We start from the raw sequence: 14,409 nt of genomic DNA on the forward strand, positions 1-14,409 counted from the left end.
AGCAGGATGCTCCGGGAGCAGCAGATGAAAACCTCTTATTGGCTGGCCGCTGCCTGTCTGGTAGCGAGCACCTCAGGTTTTGCAAACGGATTCAAACCCATCGAAATCAAGGACCAGGAGCTGGCCGAGCTGCGTGGTCGTTATGTAATGCCGGGGCGGATCATCAGCTTCGGTGTGGTGATGAGCAGTACCTGGCGCAACGCCAGCGGTGACATGATCGGCGCATCGACGTCGATGCAGATTCAGTCTTCAACGGTAAAACCGCAGTTCTATGTATCAACCTACTCGCACAACGGTGGCGACAACAGCGGCAGCCCACGCGAAAACGGCACCGGAAGCGTGACCGGTGGCGCCAACCTCACCGTGACCCAGGGCATCACTCAGGTCACCCGTGCGGCGGGCGATGGCAACAGTTCCAACAACAACATCAGCATCGACGTCAAAGAGGCCAATACTGCCCCGGCGTTGGCACCCAGCCAGGGACAGGCGCTGATGGCAGGCCAGACCATTACCGGCAGCAATGCTGCAGGCAGCGTCGCAGTGTCCGCAACGGGCGGCGGTGTACAAATGGCCATTACGGCCAACAACAATCAGGGTTCTGCCATGCAACAAGTCGCCCAGGGCGGCCTGCTGCAAAATACCCGGCTCCTGGGTAACAGCAACATGGTCAGCAACCTCACTCAGCTCAACGTGGTACTCAATAATAATGGCCCGAGTGCTGGCGCATTGGACTGCAATCTGACTCAACTCAACGCACTTCGCACCCTTGGATATTGAACTACGCTGAGTCTCGACCATTGGGCATTAAGGGACGGCTTGATTCATGTATCGATCAGTACCACTGCGCGCAGTTGTATGTCTGAGCGCTCTTCTCCCGGCGGTGATGGTGCAGGCAGCACCGGATGCGGAGGTGGAGCTTCTGAAGCAGGAACTTCTGGAGTTGAAGCAACGATACGAAGCACAGCAAAAAGCCCTGGCGGTCCTCGAACAACGGGTCCGCCAGGTCGAAGATCAACCGGCAGCTCCTCCCCCGAAACGCCTGGCCAAGTCGCCGGCAGACATGAAAGGCAACTCGCAAGTCGCAACGGGAACCGGAGCCGCCGCCGCATCAGGGGGCGCCGCCGGGGGTGGCACTGGCAGTTCCTACGGTCAATCGCTGGCGGACGATTCGCAGCCGGCGCAGAGCGTTTCCAACCTGTATGACGAGGCCAGCGGCTTCTTCGGGGGCGGCAAGTTCAGTTTCGAAACCGGGCTCACCTATTCGCGTTACGACACGCGCCAGCTGATCCTCAACGGCTTCCTCGCCCTGGACTCGATTTTCCTCGGCAACATCAACCTGGACCGGATCAAGGCCGATACCTGGACACTTGACCTGACCGGCCGCTACAACTTCGACAATCGCTGGCAGTTCGACCTGAACGTGCCGGTGATCTACCGCGAATCCACCTACCAGTCCGGTGGCGGCAACGGTGGCGCCTCGAACGTCACCACCGAAGACACGGTCACCCGCGACCCGACCATTGGCGACGTCAACTTCGGTATCGCCTACAAGTTCATGGACGAGTCGGTCAATACACCCGATGCAGTCGTGACCTTGCGGGTCAAGGCGCCTACCGGCAAGGACCCGTTCGGCATCAAGCTGCGCCAGACCGACGCGAACTCCAACCTGTTCGTGCCCGACACCCTGCCCACCGGCAACGGTGTGTGGTCGATCACGCCGGGGATCTCGCTGGTCAAGACGTTTGACCCGGCGGTGCTGTTCGGTAGCTTCTCCTATACCCACAACTTCGAAGAATCCTTCGACGACATCAGCTCCACGGTCAACGTGGACACACCGGGCAAGGTACGCATCGGCGACAGCTTCCAGCTCGGTGCCGGTATTGCGTTCGCCCTGAACGAAAAGATGAGTATGTCGTTCTCGGTGTCTGACGTGGTGCAACGCAAGAGCAAGATCAAGCAGGATGGCGGGGATTGGGAATCGGTCACGTCCAGCGACGCCAACGCCGGCTACTTCAACATCGGCATGACCATCGCGGCCACCGACAACCTGACCATCGTTCCCAACCTGTCGATCGGCATGACCGACGATGCGCCGGACTTCCAGTTCAGCCTGAAATTCCCGTACTACTTCTGACCGGCAAGCAAAAGCCCCGCCGCGGTGTTCAATCGCGGCGGGGTTATTTCATGAGCGACGATTAACCCTGCAGGAGCGAGGCTTGCCCGCGAAGAGGCCGGCACAGTCAACATTGATGTTGGCTGAACTGACGCATTCGCGGTCAAGCCGCGCTCCTGCAGATTGATCGGGTCAGCGGATCTGGTGCTTGTGCAGCAACCGGTAAAAGGTCGGCCGCGACACCCCCAGGACCCTGGCGGCGACGCTGAGGTTGTCGCTGTGGCGATTCAGTACATCACACAGCGCCTGGCGCTCGGCCCGGGTCTTGTAGTCTTCGAGGGTGCCCATCGGCGTGGCGACGGTCTGCTGGCTGATCAGCCCCAGGTCCCGCGCCTCGATCTGCCGCCCTTCGGCAAGCACCAGGCCACGACGTACGCGGTTGGCCAGCTCACGAACGTTGCCCGGCCAATCGTGCTTGCCCATGGCAATCAGCGCATCCTCGCTGAAACTGCGCGGGCGACGGCCGGTCTCGTGGCTGTAGAAGTGAGAAAAATGGTTGGCCAGCATCGACAGGTCGCCATGGCGCTCGCGCAACGGCGCAGTCACCACCTGCAGCACGTTGAGGCGGTAATACAGGTCTTCCCGGAAGCGTTTCTTCTCGATCGCCGCCTCAAGGTCGACGTGGGTCGCCGCCAGCACCCGCACATCCACCGGAATCGGCTGACTGCCGCCCACCCGCTCGATGTGCTTTTCCTGCAGGAAACGCAACAGATTGGCCTGCAATTCCAGCGGCAAGTCACCGATTTCATCGAGGAACAGCGTGCCACCATTGGCCGCTTCGATGCGTCCGACCTTGCGTTGATGGGCGCCGGTGAACGCGCCCTTTTCATGGCCGAACAGCTCGGACTGGATCAAATGCTCGGGGATCGCCCCGCAGTTGATCGCGACGAAGGGTTTGCTGTGCCGTTGGGATTGCCGGTGCAGCGTACGCGCAACCAGCTCCTTACCGGTGCCGCTTTCGCCGCGAATCAGCACCGGCGACTCGGTGGGCGCCAGTTTGCTCAGCAGTTTTCGCAGTTCGCGTATCGGCTTGCTGTCGCCCAGCAGTTCATGCTCGGGCTGATCAATATGGACAGTGCCTTGCCCGCGCAGGCGGGCCATGCCGAACGCCCGACCCAGGGTCACCTGGACCCGGGAGACATCGAACGGCAAGGTATGAAAATCGAAGAACCATTCACAGACGAAGTCGCCAACATTCTGCAAGCGCAGCACTTCCTGATTGAGCACCGCGATCCACTCGGTGTTGCTGCGACTGATCAATTCCTTGACCGCTTCCGGGCGCTCCAGATGAAAAGGCTGCAAGCGCAGCAGGCCCACGTCGCAGGTCCGATCGGCGGCGTTTTCCAGCGAACAACTGTCGACATCCCAACCCACGGAGCGTAATCCCGGTAACAGACGATGGCAGTCGTCGCAGGGGTCAACCACTAATAGACGTCTCAAGGCAGGCGCTTCGTTCATGACTGTTCCTTGGCGCCAAATTCTAGGAAATATTATTAAAAACAGTCATTTGGCGGACCCGACTGTAACGTTAGCAAGAATTTGACAGCGCCTTGTAACGTTTGACTATAGAGCTGCTGCACAAATAGTTATAAGAAGCCGCTTTGATAGTTGCCTATCGACTTTGGAACCTTTCACTCAGCTTTCGAATCGAACAGCCGTGTTACAGCCACGAAAGAAAGTTGAAATTTCTTTTATTTATGTGTGACCCGAAGCCGGGTTGCGGGCATCAGTACAAGTAACCAGCCGAACGGTAAGCCCAACTGTCGGCACATCACTTGATTGGGCCTATTGAGAGAACATCCTATGAATGCCCCGCTGCGTATCAACGAAGCTCTTTTGATTGCCGACCGCGCATTTAAGCCTTTCCAATGCGTGGCCTGGGCGCCACAGGATGGCAACGGCGAACTCAGCCTGACCGTCATCGACCGCACCAACAACAGTATAGGCCGCAAGCAGATTCCCAGCAGCGCCTACACCGACCCGCAGCAACTCGAACGCCTGCTGGAACAGGCCCGCGCAGAACTGAGCCAGGAAGGCTACAAGTTGCAGTCCTGGTCGATGCCGCACTGATCGTTTTGCGGATTACCCCGGGGTAATCCGCACCCACTCTCCTCCTGTCGTTAGTTGTCTTGTGTTTTATAAACAAGCGCACTTGCGAAACTCTGCCGATTGAACTTTCGCTCGCCTGAATCATTTGCAGGCTTGGCATTGGTTCGAAAAGACACTGTTGTGGCACACAACGACTCTCCGTCTGTTAGTTCAGTCAGTTGTGCATTAAAGCTTTCAGAGCTTGAATACTCTCCTTATAAGTCGCCACTTCCAAATCCATGGATAGAGCCGTGGATAAAGACGACTCGCAAGGAGAAGCGTGCATGGCAGTCCCGTCTGTTCTAGCCCTCCAGCCGACACTCGACAGCGTCGGCCATCTCGACATCTCCTTCGCCAACCACGGCAAAACCCAGGTGTACTTCGCCGGCAGCATTTCCAGCATGGCCAACGGTGTCGCCATCGATGGACAAGGCAGGTTGCTGGTGGCGGCCAAGGTCGGCATGCCCGATGGCAGCCGCTTTGGCCTGGCCCGTCTGCTGGAGGATGGTTCTGCGGACCTGAGCTTCGGCGCCCAAGGCAGCGTTATCGGGCAGTTCGAACCTGGCTTCGAGGCCATGGCCGGCAAAGTCCATGCGTTGCCGGACGGGCGCATTCTGCTGATCGGCCTGCACTACGAAAATGCCCACCGCACCCTCCCCGCCGTGGCCTTGTTCGACGCTCAAGGGCGGCCGGCGCAAGGCTTTGGCGACAATGGACGCTGCGTCGTGCGCCTGCCGGGCAACCTGTCCCACGGGGTTCGCGACCTCTGGCTGCCTCCCGGCGTACCGGGCGCCGAAGCCTGTGATGCCGGGGTTCAGCCCGATGGCTGCATCGTGCTGATCGCCAACCACCATTTCGAACTGGCCGATCATGCCGGCATGCTCATTCGTCTCGACGTCGACGGCACCCTGGACTGCAGCTTCAACGGTCGCGGATTCGTGGTGGTCCGGCATCTGTTGATGAACACCTGGCTCAACAGCCTGCGGGTACAGCACGACGGGCGGATTCTGGTGGGAGGCTCGGTCAACTTCCCGGAGGAAGGCCTGCTGGCGCGCTACAACGCCGACGGCAGTCTGGACGAGCGGTTTGCCGTGGATGGCTTCATGACGTTCAAGGCCTGCGGACACGGCGCCCAGGTCAGCCAGATCATCCAGCACGATAACGGGGAGGTGCAGTGTTTCGGCAGCAGCCGCGATCCCATGCGCTGCCTCTCCTTGAAGATTCACAGCAATGGACGCCCCGACATGCACTGCAACGGCGGCCTGCCGCACCTGCTGGAAGTCGGTCGCATCGGCAGCCAGTGGACCGCCGCCCAGGCACAGCCCGACGGCACGGTGGTCACGGCCGGCGCGACCGTTGGCGGTGTCGATGCGGACTTCATGCTGGGCCGCTACTTGCCCGACGGACAGCTGGACCGCAACTTCGGCGACGGCAACGGATGGATTCGCACTCGCCTGGGCCGCAGTCTCGACACCGCCACTTCACTGGCTGTTCAGGCCGACGGCAATATCGTCGTCGGCGGTTATTCCCTGGACGGCAACTACCATGCGATCGTCGTCCGTTATCTGGGCTGACTGTAATTTTTCCTACGCTTGAACTTCTCGCTCACTTGCGGCAACTTGCGCGCTTCTTAAAACAAGGAGTAGCCGATGTCCGGCTCCATGGCCCAAGCGTTCGCCCATAACTTTCTCGGCAACTCTCCCCGCTGGTACAAACTCTGTATTGTCGGTTTTCTGATTCTCAATGCACTGGTGCTGTGGACAGCGGGCCCGGTGGCGGCAGGCTGGTTATTGGTGCTGGAGTTCATCTTCACCCTGGCCATGGCGCTCAAATGCTACCCGCTGATGCCCGGCGGCCTGTTGCTGGTCGAAGCCCTGCTGCTGAAGATGACCACGCCACAGGCGCTGTATGACGAACTGGTGCACAACTTTCCGGTGATCCTGCTGCTGATGTTCATGGTGGCCGGCATCTACTTCATGAAAGACCTGCTGCTGTTCCTGTTCTCGCGCCTGCTGCTGGGCGTGCGCTCCAAGGCCATGCTGGCGTTGATGTTCTGCTTCCTGTCGGCCTTTCTCTCGGCGTTTCTCGATGCCCTGACCGTGACCGCGGTCATCATCAGTGCCGCCGTGGGCTTTTATTCGGTGTATCACCGCGTGGCCTCGGGCACCGATCCGCGCCAGGACAGCGAATACAGCGACGATCGCCACCTGCCCCAGCTTCATCACGAGGATCTGGATCAGTTCCGCGCTTTCCTGCGCAGCCTGCTGATGCACGGTGCGGTGGGCACGGCGCTGGGCGGCGTCTGCACATTGGTGGGTGAGCCACAGAACCTGTTGATCGGCCATGAGATGGGTTGGCACTTCTCCGAATTTTTCCTGAAAGTCGCCCCGGTTTCGCTGCCGGTACTGGTGGCAGGCCTGGTGACCTGCGTACTGCTGGAAAAGCTGCGCTGGTTTGGTTACGGCACCCTGCTGCCGGACAACGTACGGGCCGTACTGGCCGATTACGCGGCGCAGGACAATGCCGAACGTACCACCCGCCAGCGTGCAGCACTGATCGTGCAGGGCCTGGCGGCGCTGATCCTGATCGCCGCGCTGGCGTTTCATGTGGCGGAAGTGGGCCTGATCGGGCTGATGGTGATTGTGCTGATCACCGCGTTCACCGGCATCACCGACGAACATCGCCTGGGCACGGCCTTCAAGGACGCGATGCCGTTCACCTCGCTGCTGGTGGTGTTTTTCGCGGTGGTGGCGGTGATTCAGGATCAGCAACTGTTCACGCCACTGATTCAATGGGTCATTTCCCTTTCGCCCTCACAACAGCCGGGCATGCTCTACATCGCCAACGGCCTGCTCTCGGCCATCAGCGACAACGTGTTCGTGGCAACCATTTACATCACTGAAGTCAAACGCGCCTTCCTCGCCGGCGAAATGACCCGCGAACACTTCGAAACCCTGGCCATCGCCATCAACACCGGCACCAACCTGCCCAGCGTAGCCACCCCCAACGGCCAGGCCGCCTTCCTGTTCCTGCTGACCTCGGCCATTGCACCGCTGATTCGGTTGTCCTACGGGCGGATGGTATGGATGGCGTTGCCTTATACGGTGGTGATGGGGGTGTTGGGGTGGTATGCGGTGAGCTTTTGGCTGTAAACCGGTGTTGTGGTCAAACACAAACTCTGTGAGCGCCTGCGTACCACTGTAGGAGCGAGTTCACTCGCGATGGTGGTGAACGATGACGCTGGCTGGCTGATACCCCGCGGTGTCTGGGCATTCATCGCGGGCAAGCCCGCTCCCACAGTGGGGGGTACATCCGGGAGATCAGGTCGGCTACCAGGCCGCCTTCGCGGGCAAGCCTCGCTCCTACAGGTGATGCGCTGCACGTGTAGGAGCTGTCGAGTGAAGCGAGGCTGCGATCTTTTAAGATCAAAAGATCGCAGCCTTCGGCAGCTCCTACACGGAACTGCGTCCGATCAGGCCGGCCGGTAGGCCGCCTTGCTTTTGATTTTGATCCACCCGCCCCGTCGGCAGGATGAATGCCGGAGCGTTCCTACAGGGAATCTGAGTCGTTATCCAAGGCCGTGCCAGACGCGGCCATCCCGCGTCAGCAACTCCTCAGCCGCCAGAGGCCCATCCTCCCCCGCCGCATACCCCTGCACCGAATCATCCTGCTGCCACGCATCAAGAAACGGCTGCACCGCACGCCAGCCGTTCTCAATATTGTCCGCCCGCTGAAACAACGTCTGATCCCCCGTGAGACAGTCGTAGATCAACGTCTCATACCCGGTTGACGGCTGCATCTCAAAGAAGTCCTTATAAGCGAACCCCAACTCAATGTTATCCATCTTCAGAGCCTGCCCCGGTCGCTTGGCCAGCAGATCGAACCACATGCCCTCATTGGGCTGGATCTGAATCCGCAGATAAGTGGGCGCCAGTTCATCCACTTCGGTATCACGAAACTGCGCATAAGGCGCCGGCTTGAAACAGATGACAATCTCGGTATCCCGCACACTCATGCGCTTGCCGGTACGCAGATAGAACGGCACGCCCACCCAGCGCCAGTTGTCGATCATGACCTTCAACGCCACGTAGGTTTCGGTATTGCTGTCAGGCGACACCCGCTCCTCCTGACGATAACCCGGCAGGGACTTGCCATCGATTTCGCCGGCGGTGTACTGCCCACGCACCGAGTTGGCGCGGGCCTCCTCCACCGACCAGGGACGAATCGCGCCCACCACCTTGGCCTTCTCGCCACGCACCGCATCGGCGCCAAACGCCGCCGGTGGTTCCATGGCCACCATCGCCAGCAGCTGGAACAGGTGATTGGGCACCATATCCCGCAGGGCGCCGGTGACTTCGTAAAAACTGCCACGGGTTTCCACGCCGACGGTTTCCGCCGCGGTGATCTGCACGTGGTCGATGTAATGGTTGTTCCAGAACGCCTCGAACAGGCTGTTGGAGAAACGGCTGACCAGAATGTTCTGCACCGTCTCCTTGCCCAGGTAGTGATCGATCCGATAGATCTGCTTCTCGGTCATGACCTTGAGCAGGCAGGCATTGAGCGCCTCGGCGGTTGGCAGGTCAGAGCCGAACGGCTTTTCGATCACCACCCTCCTGAACGCCTCGGGGCTTTCTTCGAGCAGCCCGGATGCGCCGAGACGGCGCACCACTTCACTGAAAAAGCGTGGCGCGGTGGCCAGGTAGAACACCGCATTGCCCGTGCCGCTGCCGGCGATTTTCGCCGCCAGCGCCTGATAAGTGCTGTCGTCCAGGAAATCGCCCTGTACGTAGCTGATGTTCTTGGCGAGTTGGCCCCACAACTCCGGATCGAGTGACTGGTCACCCTTGCCGACCTTGCTGGCCACCTCGTTGCGAATGAAGTCCTCGAGCTTTTTCGCGAAGCCTTCATCGCTGATGGCGTTGTGGTCAACGCCAACGATCCGCAGTCCATCCCCGAGCAACCCGTCGCGCTTGAGGTTATACAGCGCCGGCATCAGCAGGCGCTTGACCAGATCACCATGGGCGCCGAACAGAAACAGCGTGGTCGGTGGCGCGGGGTCAGCCTTGGATTTCCTGCGGATCGCATGGGTCATTTTTTCGCAGTCTCCACATGGCCGCCGAAGCCGAAGCGCTGGGCCGAAAGAATCTTGTCGCCGAAGGTGCCCTGACCGCGGGAGCGATAGCGGGCAAACAGCGAATTGGACAGTACAGGGACCGGCACGGCCTGTTCCATCGCCGCCTCGATGGTCCATTGACCTTCACCGCTGTCCGCCACGGAACCGGAGAAACCGTCGAGTTTCGGATCGCTGGCCAGGGCATCGGCGGTCAGGTCCAGCAGCCACGAGGACACGACGCTGCCACGGCGCCAGACTTCGGCGATATCGGCGACGTTCAGGTCGAAACGCTGGTCTTCCGGCAGGTTGGTGCTGGATTTGGTCTTGAGGATGTCGAAGCCCTCGGCGAAGGCCTGCATCATTCCGTACTCGATGCCGTTGTGGATCATCTTGACAAAGTGCCCGGCACCGGCGGGACCCGCGTGGATGTAGCCGCGCTCGGCACGGTCGTCATCGGACTTGCGGTCCTTGGTGCGGGGAATCTCTCCCATGCCCGGTGCCAGGGTGGCGAACAGCGGGTCGAGACGGCGAACGGTGGCGTCATCACCGCCGATCATCATGCAGTAGCCGCGCTCCAGGCCCCAGACGCCGCCGGAGGTACCGACGTCGATGTAGTGCAGGCCTTTTTCCGACAGGGTCCTGGCCCGGCGGATGTCGTCCTTATAGAAGGTGTTGCCACCGTCGATGATGGTATCGCCGGGTTCGAGCAAGGTGCTCAGGGTGTCGATGGTGTCCTGGGTCGGTGCGCCTGCCGGCAGCATGACCCACACCGCTCGTGGTTTGGCCAGGCCGGCGACCAGGGCTGGCAGGTCGGCGACGCCGGTGGCGCCTTCCTTGCTCAAGGCGTCGACAAAATCGGTATTGCGGTCGTACACAACGGTGGTATGGCCGTTGAGCATCAGGCGCCGCGCGATATTGCCGCCCATGCGGCCCAGTCCAATAATCCCGAGTTGCATGTGCTGATGCTCCCTACTACAAATAAAAGTGTGTCATTGGTTATAGCCCAACGCGGCTCTTGAGGTTAGTCCAGAGCGTTGGCGCGAAGTTTCCGGGCATTGTGCCCGATCCAGACAGATAACGTCGGCAATCGTGCCGAAGACACAGCGACAGTGAAAAATAAAAAAGTTCCCTTCTCGGGCAAAAGAAACCAGAATTGGCGCCGATAGTAGATCAGGCACCGATATCGGGCCGGATTTACAGTTGAAACACGCCATTTGCGAGGTGAGCAATGGGCACAGTACATACCGCACTGCCAGCACAAACCCTTTATGTCACTATCCGTCGCGACGAATTGCGCCAGCTGAAAGACGAGCGCGACCAGTTGAAGCAGGAACTCGCGCAACTGCGCCTGATGATCCAGGGCCAACAACCCTTACCCGTGACCCAAGGTGCTCCCCACGCCTGATCGCTCCCTCTGATCGAACCCTCCTGAATCGGAAGCAGCATTGCCCTGCTTCCGACACGTTTGAACGCTCATCACTCCAGACTCCTGACAAAGTTTTCACATTCAGTTGTTGATACTGCAAGGCTTCGTGTCCGCCCGGTATTCGTGCGGCCCCCGTTCGCCGGCGCCTTGCTTGCTCCGGCGGTGGAAGTGAGTCTTGGCTGGAGTGTTAAATGGCTTGGTTTAAACGCAGCGACACGTCTGCGAAAGGATTCGACTGGACAGGCCTGCTCTGGCAGTTCCTGTTCTTCTGGTACTTCTCCGGTATCACCCAACTGCTGATTCAACTGACGGGCACCTCCGGTTTTTCCGGTTTCCGTCAGGCCTTCGTGATGAGCGCGGTCTGGCTCGCGCCGATGCTGCTGTTCCCCAAGCAGACTCGCCTGATGGCCGCCGTGATCGGTGTGGTGCTCTGGGCCTGTTCCATGGCCAGCCTGGGCTACTTCTTCATCTATCAGCAGGAATTTTCCCAGAGCGTCATCTTCATCATGTTCGAGTCGAACGTGTCTGAAGCGGGCGAGTACATGACTCAGTACTTTGCCTGGTGGATGGTGCCTGCGTTCCTGGCCCACACCCTGTTCGCCTGGTTCCTCTGGACCCGCCTGCGCCCGGTGTACCTGCCTCGCGGCCAGGCCCTGGTGGCAGCCTTCGCCATCGTGCTGGCGGTGGTCGGTTATCCGCTGATCAAGCAGACCCTGCGCACCGACAGTTTCGCCGACGGCTTCGAGAAATTCGAAACCCGCATCGAGCCCGCCGTGCCGTGGCAGATGGCCGTGGCCTATCACCGTTACCTGGATACCCTGGCCGGCATGCAGGACATGCTCGACAGCGCCAGCAAGATTGCGCCACTGCACAACCTCAAGGACGCCATGGCCAACCAGCCGGCAACCCTGGTGCTGGTGATTGGCGAGTCGACCAACCGTCAGCGCATGAGCCTCTACGGTTATCCGCGACAGACCACGCCGGAACTGGACAAGCTCAAGGATCAACTGACCGTCTTCAACAACGTCATCACCCCGCGCCCCTACACCATCGAGGCGCTGCAACAGGTGCTGACCTTCGCCGACGAAGAGAACCCCGAGCTGTACCTGACCACGCCTTCACTGGTCAGCATGATGAAACAGGCCGGTTACAAGACTTTCTGGATCACCAACCAGCAGACCATGACCAAGCGCAACACCATGCTCACCACCTTCTCCCAGCAGGCCGACGAGCAGGTGTACCTGAACAACAACCGCAACCAGAACGCCGCGCAGTACGATGGCGACGTGATCGAGCCGTTCAACAAGGCCCTGGCCGACGCGGCGCCGCGCAAGCTGATCGTGGTGCATCTGCTCGGCACCCACATGAGCTACCAGTACCGCTATCCGTCGAGCTTCGACAAGTTCCAGGATCGCAATGGCGTGCCGGCCGGCGTGCGTGACGATCAGTTGCCGACCTACAACAGCTACGACAACGCGGTGCTGTACAACGACTTCGTGGTGTCGAGCCTGATCAAGGATTACGCCAGGACCGACCCGAACGGCTTCCTGCTGTACCTGTCCGACCACGGTGAAGACGTGTTCGACTCCGTCGGCCACAGCACGCTCGGCCGCAACGAGAACAAGCCCACCGCGCCGATGTACACCATTCCGTTCATGGCCTGGGCCTCGCCGAAGTGGCGCGAAACCCACGACTGGAGTTTTGCCGGGGATGTGGAGCGACCGTACAGCAGCTCACACCTGATCCACACCTGGGCGGATCTGGCGGGGTTGAGCTTCGATGAACTGGATCGCAGCAAGAGCGTGGTCAGCGACAGCTTCAAGCCGCGCCCGTTGATGATCGGCAACCCGTACGAGCGTCAGCAGCGGGCGTTGATCGATTTCAGCCTGATCAAGCCAAAACCCCATCCGGACAAGGCGGAAGTCGTCCAGAACTGACCCCATACCCTGTAGGAGCGAGCATGCTCGCTCCTACAGATTGTTCTTGAAATGACAATAATTCTCGTTAGAACCTAAATCCCTCCCCCCTCCTTCGTCTTTGAACAAACGGAAATTTTTCAACGACGACAAGGAGTCGGCTGCGATGTTCGCGCCTATCACTCGTTCCATGAGCTTAACCCTTGGCCTCTGCGCAACCGCCATGAGCCCCGATCTGCTGGCTGAAACCGAGCCTGAGCAAGCGCCTCTGACGCCCACGCTCATGCTGGGTGCCACCAACGTCACCGCGCAGAATCTGGGCAGCACCACGGAAAACACCGAGTCCTACACCACAGGCTCCATGAGCACGGCCACCCGCCTGAACCTTTCGATCAAGGAAACACCGCAATCGGTGTCGGTCATCACACGCCAGCAAAAACCTGTTCGACAAGAAGTACTACGACAATGTCGGTTTCTACAACGGTGTGTATTGGGGCGATCCACGGACCGTGACCCTGAGTCTGGACTGGAGACTCTAAGCCCAATCAGTGTGAGTGCAGGTCATTCCCATTTAACCGAATCGGCGGATAATGAGCCTTCGACTTTGATTCATTGATCATGGACGAATGGCATCCGACATCTTGTAAGTGGGAGGCACACCATGAAACGCATCACGCCGATCCTCGCCCTTCTCACCCTGTTCGCTTCTGCCACCGCTTTTGCCGAAGGCGGCGCCGAGCGCATGCGCTACTACTACGAAACCCTGCATTACAACCAGCAACTGGCCCTGGGCAACATCTCCCAGAGCCAGGCGAAGGAATTACGGGTTCCGGACGATCAGACCGCGCAGATGACCGAGTCCTACAGACCGAAGTGATTGCTACACCTCTGACTGTTTGCTCTTCAGTCAGAGAGAACGGTTGGGCGTCCTGATGGACGCCCCTTTTTTTGCCTGGATCAGAGAGGTTTGATCCAGAACATCATCCGCCCATGAGCCGGATCGAACTCGCCCGGAGCGAAACCGAACTTGCCGTAGGACGCCTGCGCCACCGCATTACCCTCCAGCACCTCCAGCGTGATCTTGCAGCAACCACGCTGCCTCGCGATCTCCTCGACCTTCTGCAGCATCCGCTGACTCAAGCCCAACCCGCGAAACTTCGGCACCACTGCCACATCGTGCACATTGACCAATGGCCGACAGGCGAACGTAGAGAAACCTTCAAAACAATTGACCAACCCCGCCGGCTCACCGCCGACAAAGGCCAGCACACTGAAAGCATGGGGACGCTTGGCCAACTCGGCCGGCAAGTGCTCCAACACATCCGCAGGCAAGGCATGACCACCGCCCATGGGATCAGTGGCATAACTGTTCAGCACCAGGGCCAGCGCCTCAGCATGCACCGGATTGGTATAACTGGCCTGCAACACAAGTATTTCAGCGGAATCCATTTCCATCCTCGTTCAAAAAAGTAGTCCCGGGATGTAGGACGATATCCTGAGCGAGGGAAAAGCGATACCGCGTGAATCTGTTGGTATTCGTTGTGAATTCACCGGCCTATTCGCGGGCAAGCCTTGCTCCTACACGGACCAATCCCGATCAGGCCGGCCGGTAGGCCGCCTCGCTTTTGATTTTGATGCGCCCCGTCGGAAGGCCGAGCGCAGGTTCTGCGCAGTGGGCAACCCGGCATGGATG

General features: G+C 59.7%; 12 protein-coding genes and 1 pseudogene. 9 read left to right on the forward strand and 4 right to left on the reverse strand.

Translation table 11 applies throughout. The annotated features are described in order from the left end of the window. The first annotated feature begins 6 nt into the window (after window positions 1-6). Both HNO86_RS26205 and HNO86_RS26210 read left to right on the forward strand, forming a co-directional pair. Complete coding sequence (locus HNO86_RS26205; protein ID WP_175379826.1) at window positions 7-777, forward strand: hypothetical protein; 771 nt, start codon at window positions 7-9, stop codon at window positions 775-777. Between the two features lie 46 nt (window positions 778-823). Continuing rightward, on the forward strand, window positions 824-2,134 hold the full coding sequence (locus tag HNO86_RS26210) for a hypothetical protein (protein WP_175379827.1): 1,311 nt from the start codon (window positions 824-826) through the stop codon (window positions 2,132-2,134). A 171-nt stretch (window positions 2,135-2,305) separates the two neighbouring features. Here HNO86_RS26210 and HNO86_RS26215 read toward each other — a convergent pair whose 3' ends face one another. After that, the gene (locus tag HNO86_RS26215) at window positions 2,306-3,631 is read right to left on the reverse strand and encodes a sigma-54 dependent transcriptional regulator (RefSeq protein ID WP_175379828.1); all 1,326 of its coding nucleotides are present in this window, start codon (window positions 3,629-3,631) and stop codon (window positions 2,306-2,308) included. A gap of 345 nt (window positions 3,632-3,976) precedes the next feature. Between HNO86_RS26215 and HNO86_RS26220 the strand changes: the two genes are divergently transcribed. From HNO86_RS26220 to nhaB, 3 genes are all read left to right on the forward strand, one after another. After that, the gene (locus HNO86_RS26220; protein ID WP_175379829.1) at window positions 3,977-4,243 is read left to right on the forward strand and encodes a hypothetical protein; all 267 of its coding nucleotides are present in this window, start codon (window positions 3,977-3,979) and stop codon (window positions 4,241-4,243) included. A gap of 302 nt (window positions 4,244-4,545) precedes the next feature. Then, complete coding sequence (locus HNO86_RS26225) at window positions 4,546-5,835, forward strand: hypothetical protein (protein WP_175379830.1); 1,290 nt, start codon at window positions 4,546-4,548, stop codon at window positions 5,833-5,835. Between the two features lie 75 nt (window positions 5,836-5,910). Next, the gene (gene nhaB, locus HNO86_RS26230) at window positions 5,911-7,413 is read left to right on the forward strand and encodes a sodium/proton antiporter NhaB (protein WP_175379831.1); all 1,503 of its coding nucleotides are present in this window, start codon (window positions 5,911-5,913) and stop codon (window positions 7,411-7,413) included. A gap of 416 nt (window positions 7,414-7,829) precedes the next feature. On the opposite strand, the gene zwf is transcribed toward nhaB, so the two are convergent. Next, the gene (gene zwf, locus HNO86_RS26235) at window positions 7,830-9,353 is read right to left on the reverse strand and encodes a glucose-6-phosphate dehydrogenase (RefSeq protein ID WP_175379832.1); all 1,524 of its coding nucleotides are present in this window, start codon (window positions 9,351-9,353) and stop codon (window positions 7,830-7,832) included. Beyond that, window positions 9,350-10,354: a phosphogluconate dehydrogenase (NAD(+)-dependent, decarboxylating) gene (gnd, locus tag HNO86_RS26240; protein ID WP_372242561.1), complete on the reverse strand. Its 1,005-nt coding sequence runs from the start codon at window positions 10,352-10,354 to the stop codon at window positions 9,350-9,352. Before gnd ends, zwf begins: the two co-directional genes overlap by 4 nt. Window positions 10,355-10,602: 248 nt before the next feature. Between gnd and HNO86_RS26245 the strand changes: the two genes are divergently transcribed. From HNO86_RS26245 to HNO86_RS26265, 4 genes and pseudogenes are all read left to right on the forward strand, one after another. Continuing rightward, the gene (locus HNO86_RS26245; protein WP_175379834.1) at window positions 10,603-10,779 is read left to right on the forward strand and encodes a DUF6026 family protein; all 177 of its coding nucleotides are present in this window, start codon (window positions 10,603-10,605) and stop codon (window positions 10,777-10,779) included. Between the two features lie 212 nt (window positions 10,780-10,991). Then, window positions 10,992-12,737, forward strand: coding sequence for a phosphoethanolamine transferase CptA (locus HNO86_RS26250; protein ID WP_175379835.1), 1,746 nt, complete (start codon window positions 10,992-10,994; stop codon window positions 12,735-12,737). Window positions 12,738-12,882: 145 nt separating this feature from the next. Then, window positions 12,883-13,152, forward strand: a pseudogene (locus tag HNO86_RS26255) (TonB-dependent siderophore receptor); the annotation flags it as partial. A 225-nt stretch (window positions 13,153-13,377) separates the two neighbouring features. Then, on the forward strand, window positions 13,378-13,593 hold the full coding sequence (locus HNO86_RS26265) for a hypothetical protein (RefSeq protein WP_175379836.1): 216 nt from the start codon (window positions 13,378-13,380) through the stop codon (window positions 13,591-13,593). An 80-nt stretch (window positions 13,594-13,673) separates the two neighbouring features. On the opposite strand, the gene HNO86_RS26270 is transcribed toward HNO86_RS26265, so the two are convergent. Next, window positions 13,674-14,165 carry a GNAT family N-acetyltransferase gene (locus HNO86_RS26270; protein ID WP_175379837.1) on the reverse strand — a complete coding sequence of 164 codons (492 nt, stop codon included), beginning with the start codon at window positions 14,163-14,165 and terminating at the stop codon, window positions 13,674-13,676. Window positions 14,166-14,409: the final 244 nt, after the last annotated feature.

The organism is Pseudomonas sp. C1C7, assembly GCF_013359595.1.
GTDB lineage: Bacteria > Pseudomonadota > Gammaproteobacteria > Pseudomonadales > Pseudomonadaceae > Aquipseudomonas.

What these genes read in the sequence shown, in the direction of transcription:
- HNO86_RS26205 (WP_175379826.1), top strand. Translation starts at nt 7, where the DNA reads ATGCTCCGGGAGCAGCAGATGAAAACCTCTTATTGGCTGGCCGCTGCC.
- HNO86_RS26210 (WP_175379827.1), top strand. Translation starts at nt 824, where the DNA reads ATGTATCGATCAGTACCACTGCGCGCAGTTGTATGTCTGAGCGCTCTT.
- HNO86_RS26215 (WP_175379828.1), bottom strand. Translation starts at nt 3,631, where the DNA reads ATGAACGAAGCGCCTGCCTTGAGACGTCTATTAGTGGTTGACCCCTGC.
- HNO86_RS26220 (WP_175379829.1), top strand. Translation starts at nt 3,977, where the DNA reads ATGAATGCCCCGCTGCGTATCAACGAAGCTCTTTTGATTGCCGACCGC.
- HNO86_RS26225 (WP_175379830.1), top strand. Translation starts at nt 4,546, where the DNA reads ATGGCAGTCCCGTCTGTTCTAGCCCTCCAGCCGACACTCGACAGCGTC.
- nhaB (WP_175379831.1), top strand. Translation starts at nt 5,911, where the DNA reads ATGTCCGGCTCCATGGCCCAAGCGTTCGCCCATAACTTTCTCGGCAAC.
- zwf (WP_175379832.1), bottom strand. Translation starts at nt 9,353, where the DNA reads ATGACCCATGCGATCCGCAGGAAATCCAAGGCTGACCCCGCGCCACCG.
- HNO86_RS26245 (WP_175379834.1), top strand. Translation starts at nt 10,603, where the DNA reads ATGGGCACAGTACATACCGCACTGCCAGCACAAACCCTTTATGTCACT.
- HNO86_RS26250 (WP_175379835.1), top strand. Translation starts at nt 10,992, where the DNA reads ATGGCTTGGTTTAAACGCAGCGACACGTCTGCGAAAGGATTCGACTGG.
- HNO86_RS26265 (WP_175379836.1), top strand. Translation starts at nt 13,378, where the DNA reads ATGAAACGCATCACGCCGATCCTCGCCCTTCTCACCCTGTTCGCTTCT.
- HNO86_RS26270 (WP_175379837.1), bottom strand. Translation starts at nt 14,165, where the DNA reads ATGGATTCCGCTGAAATACTTGTGTTGCAGGCCAGTTATACCAATCCG.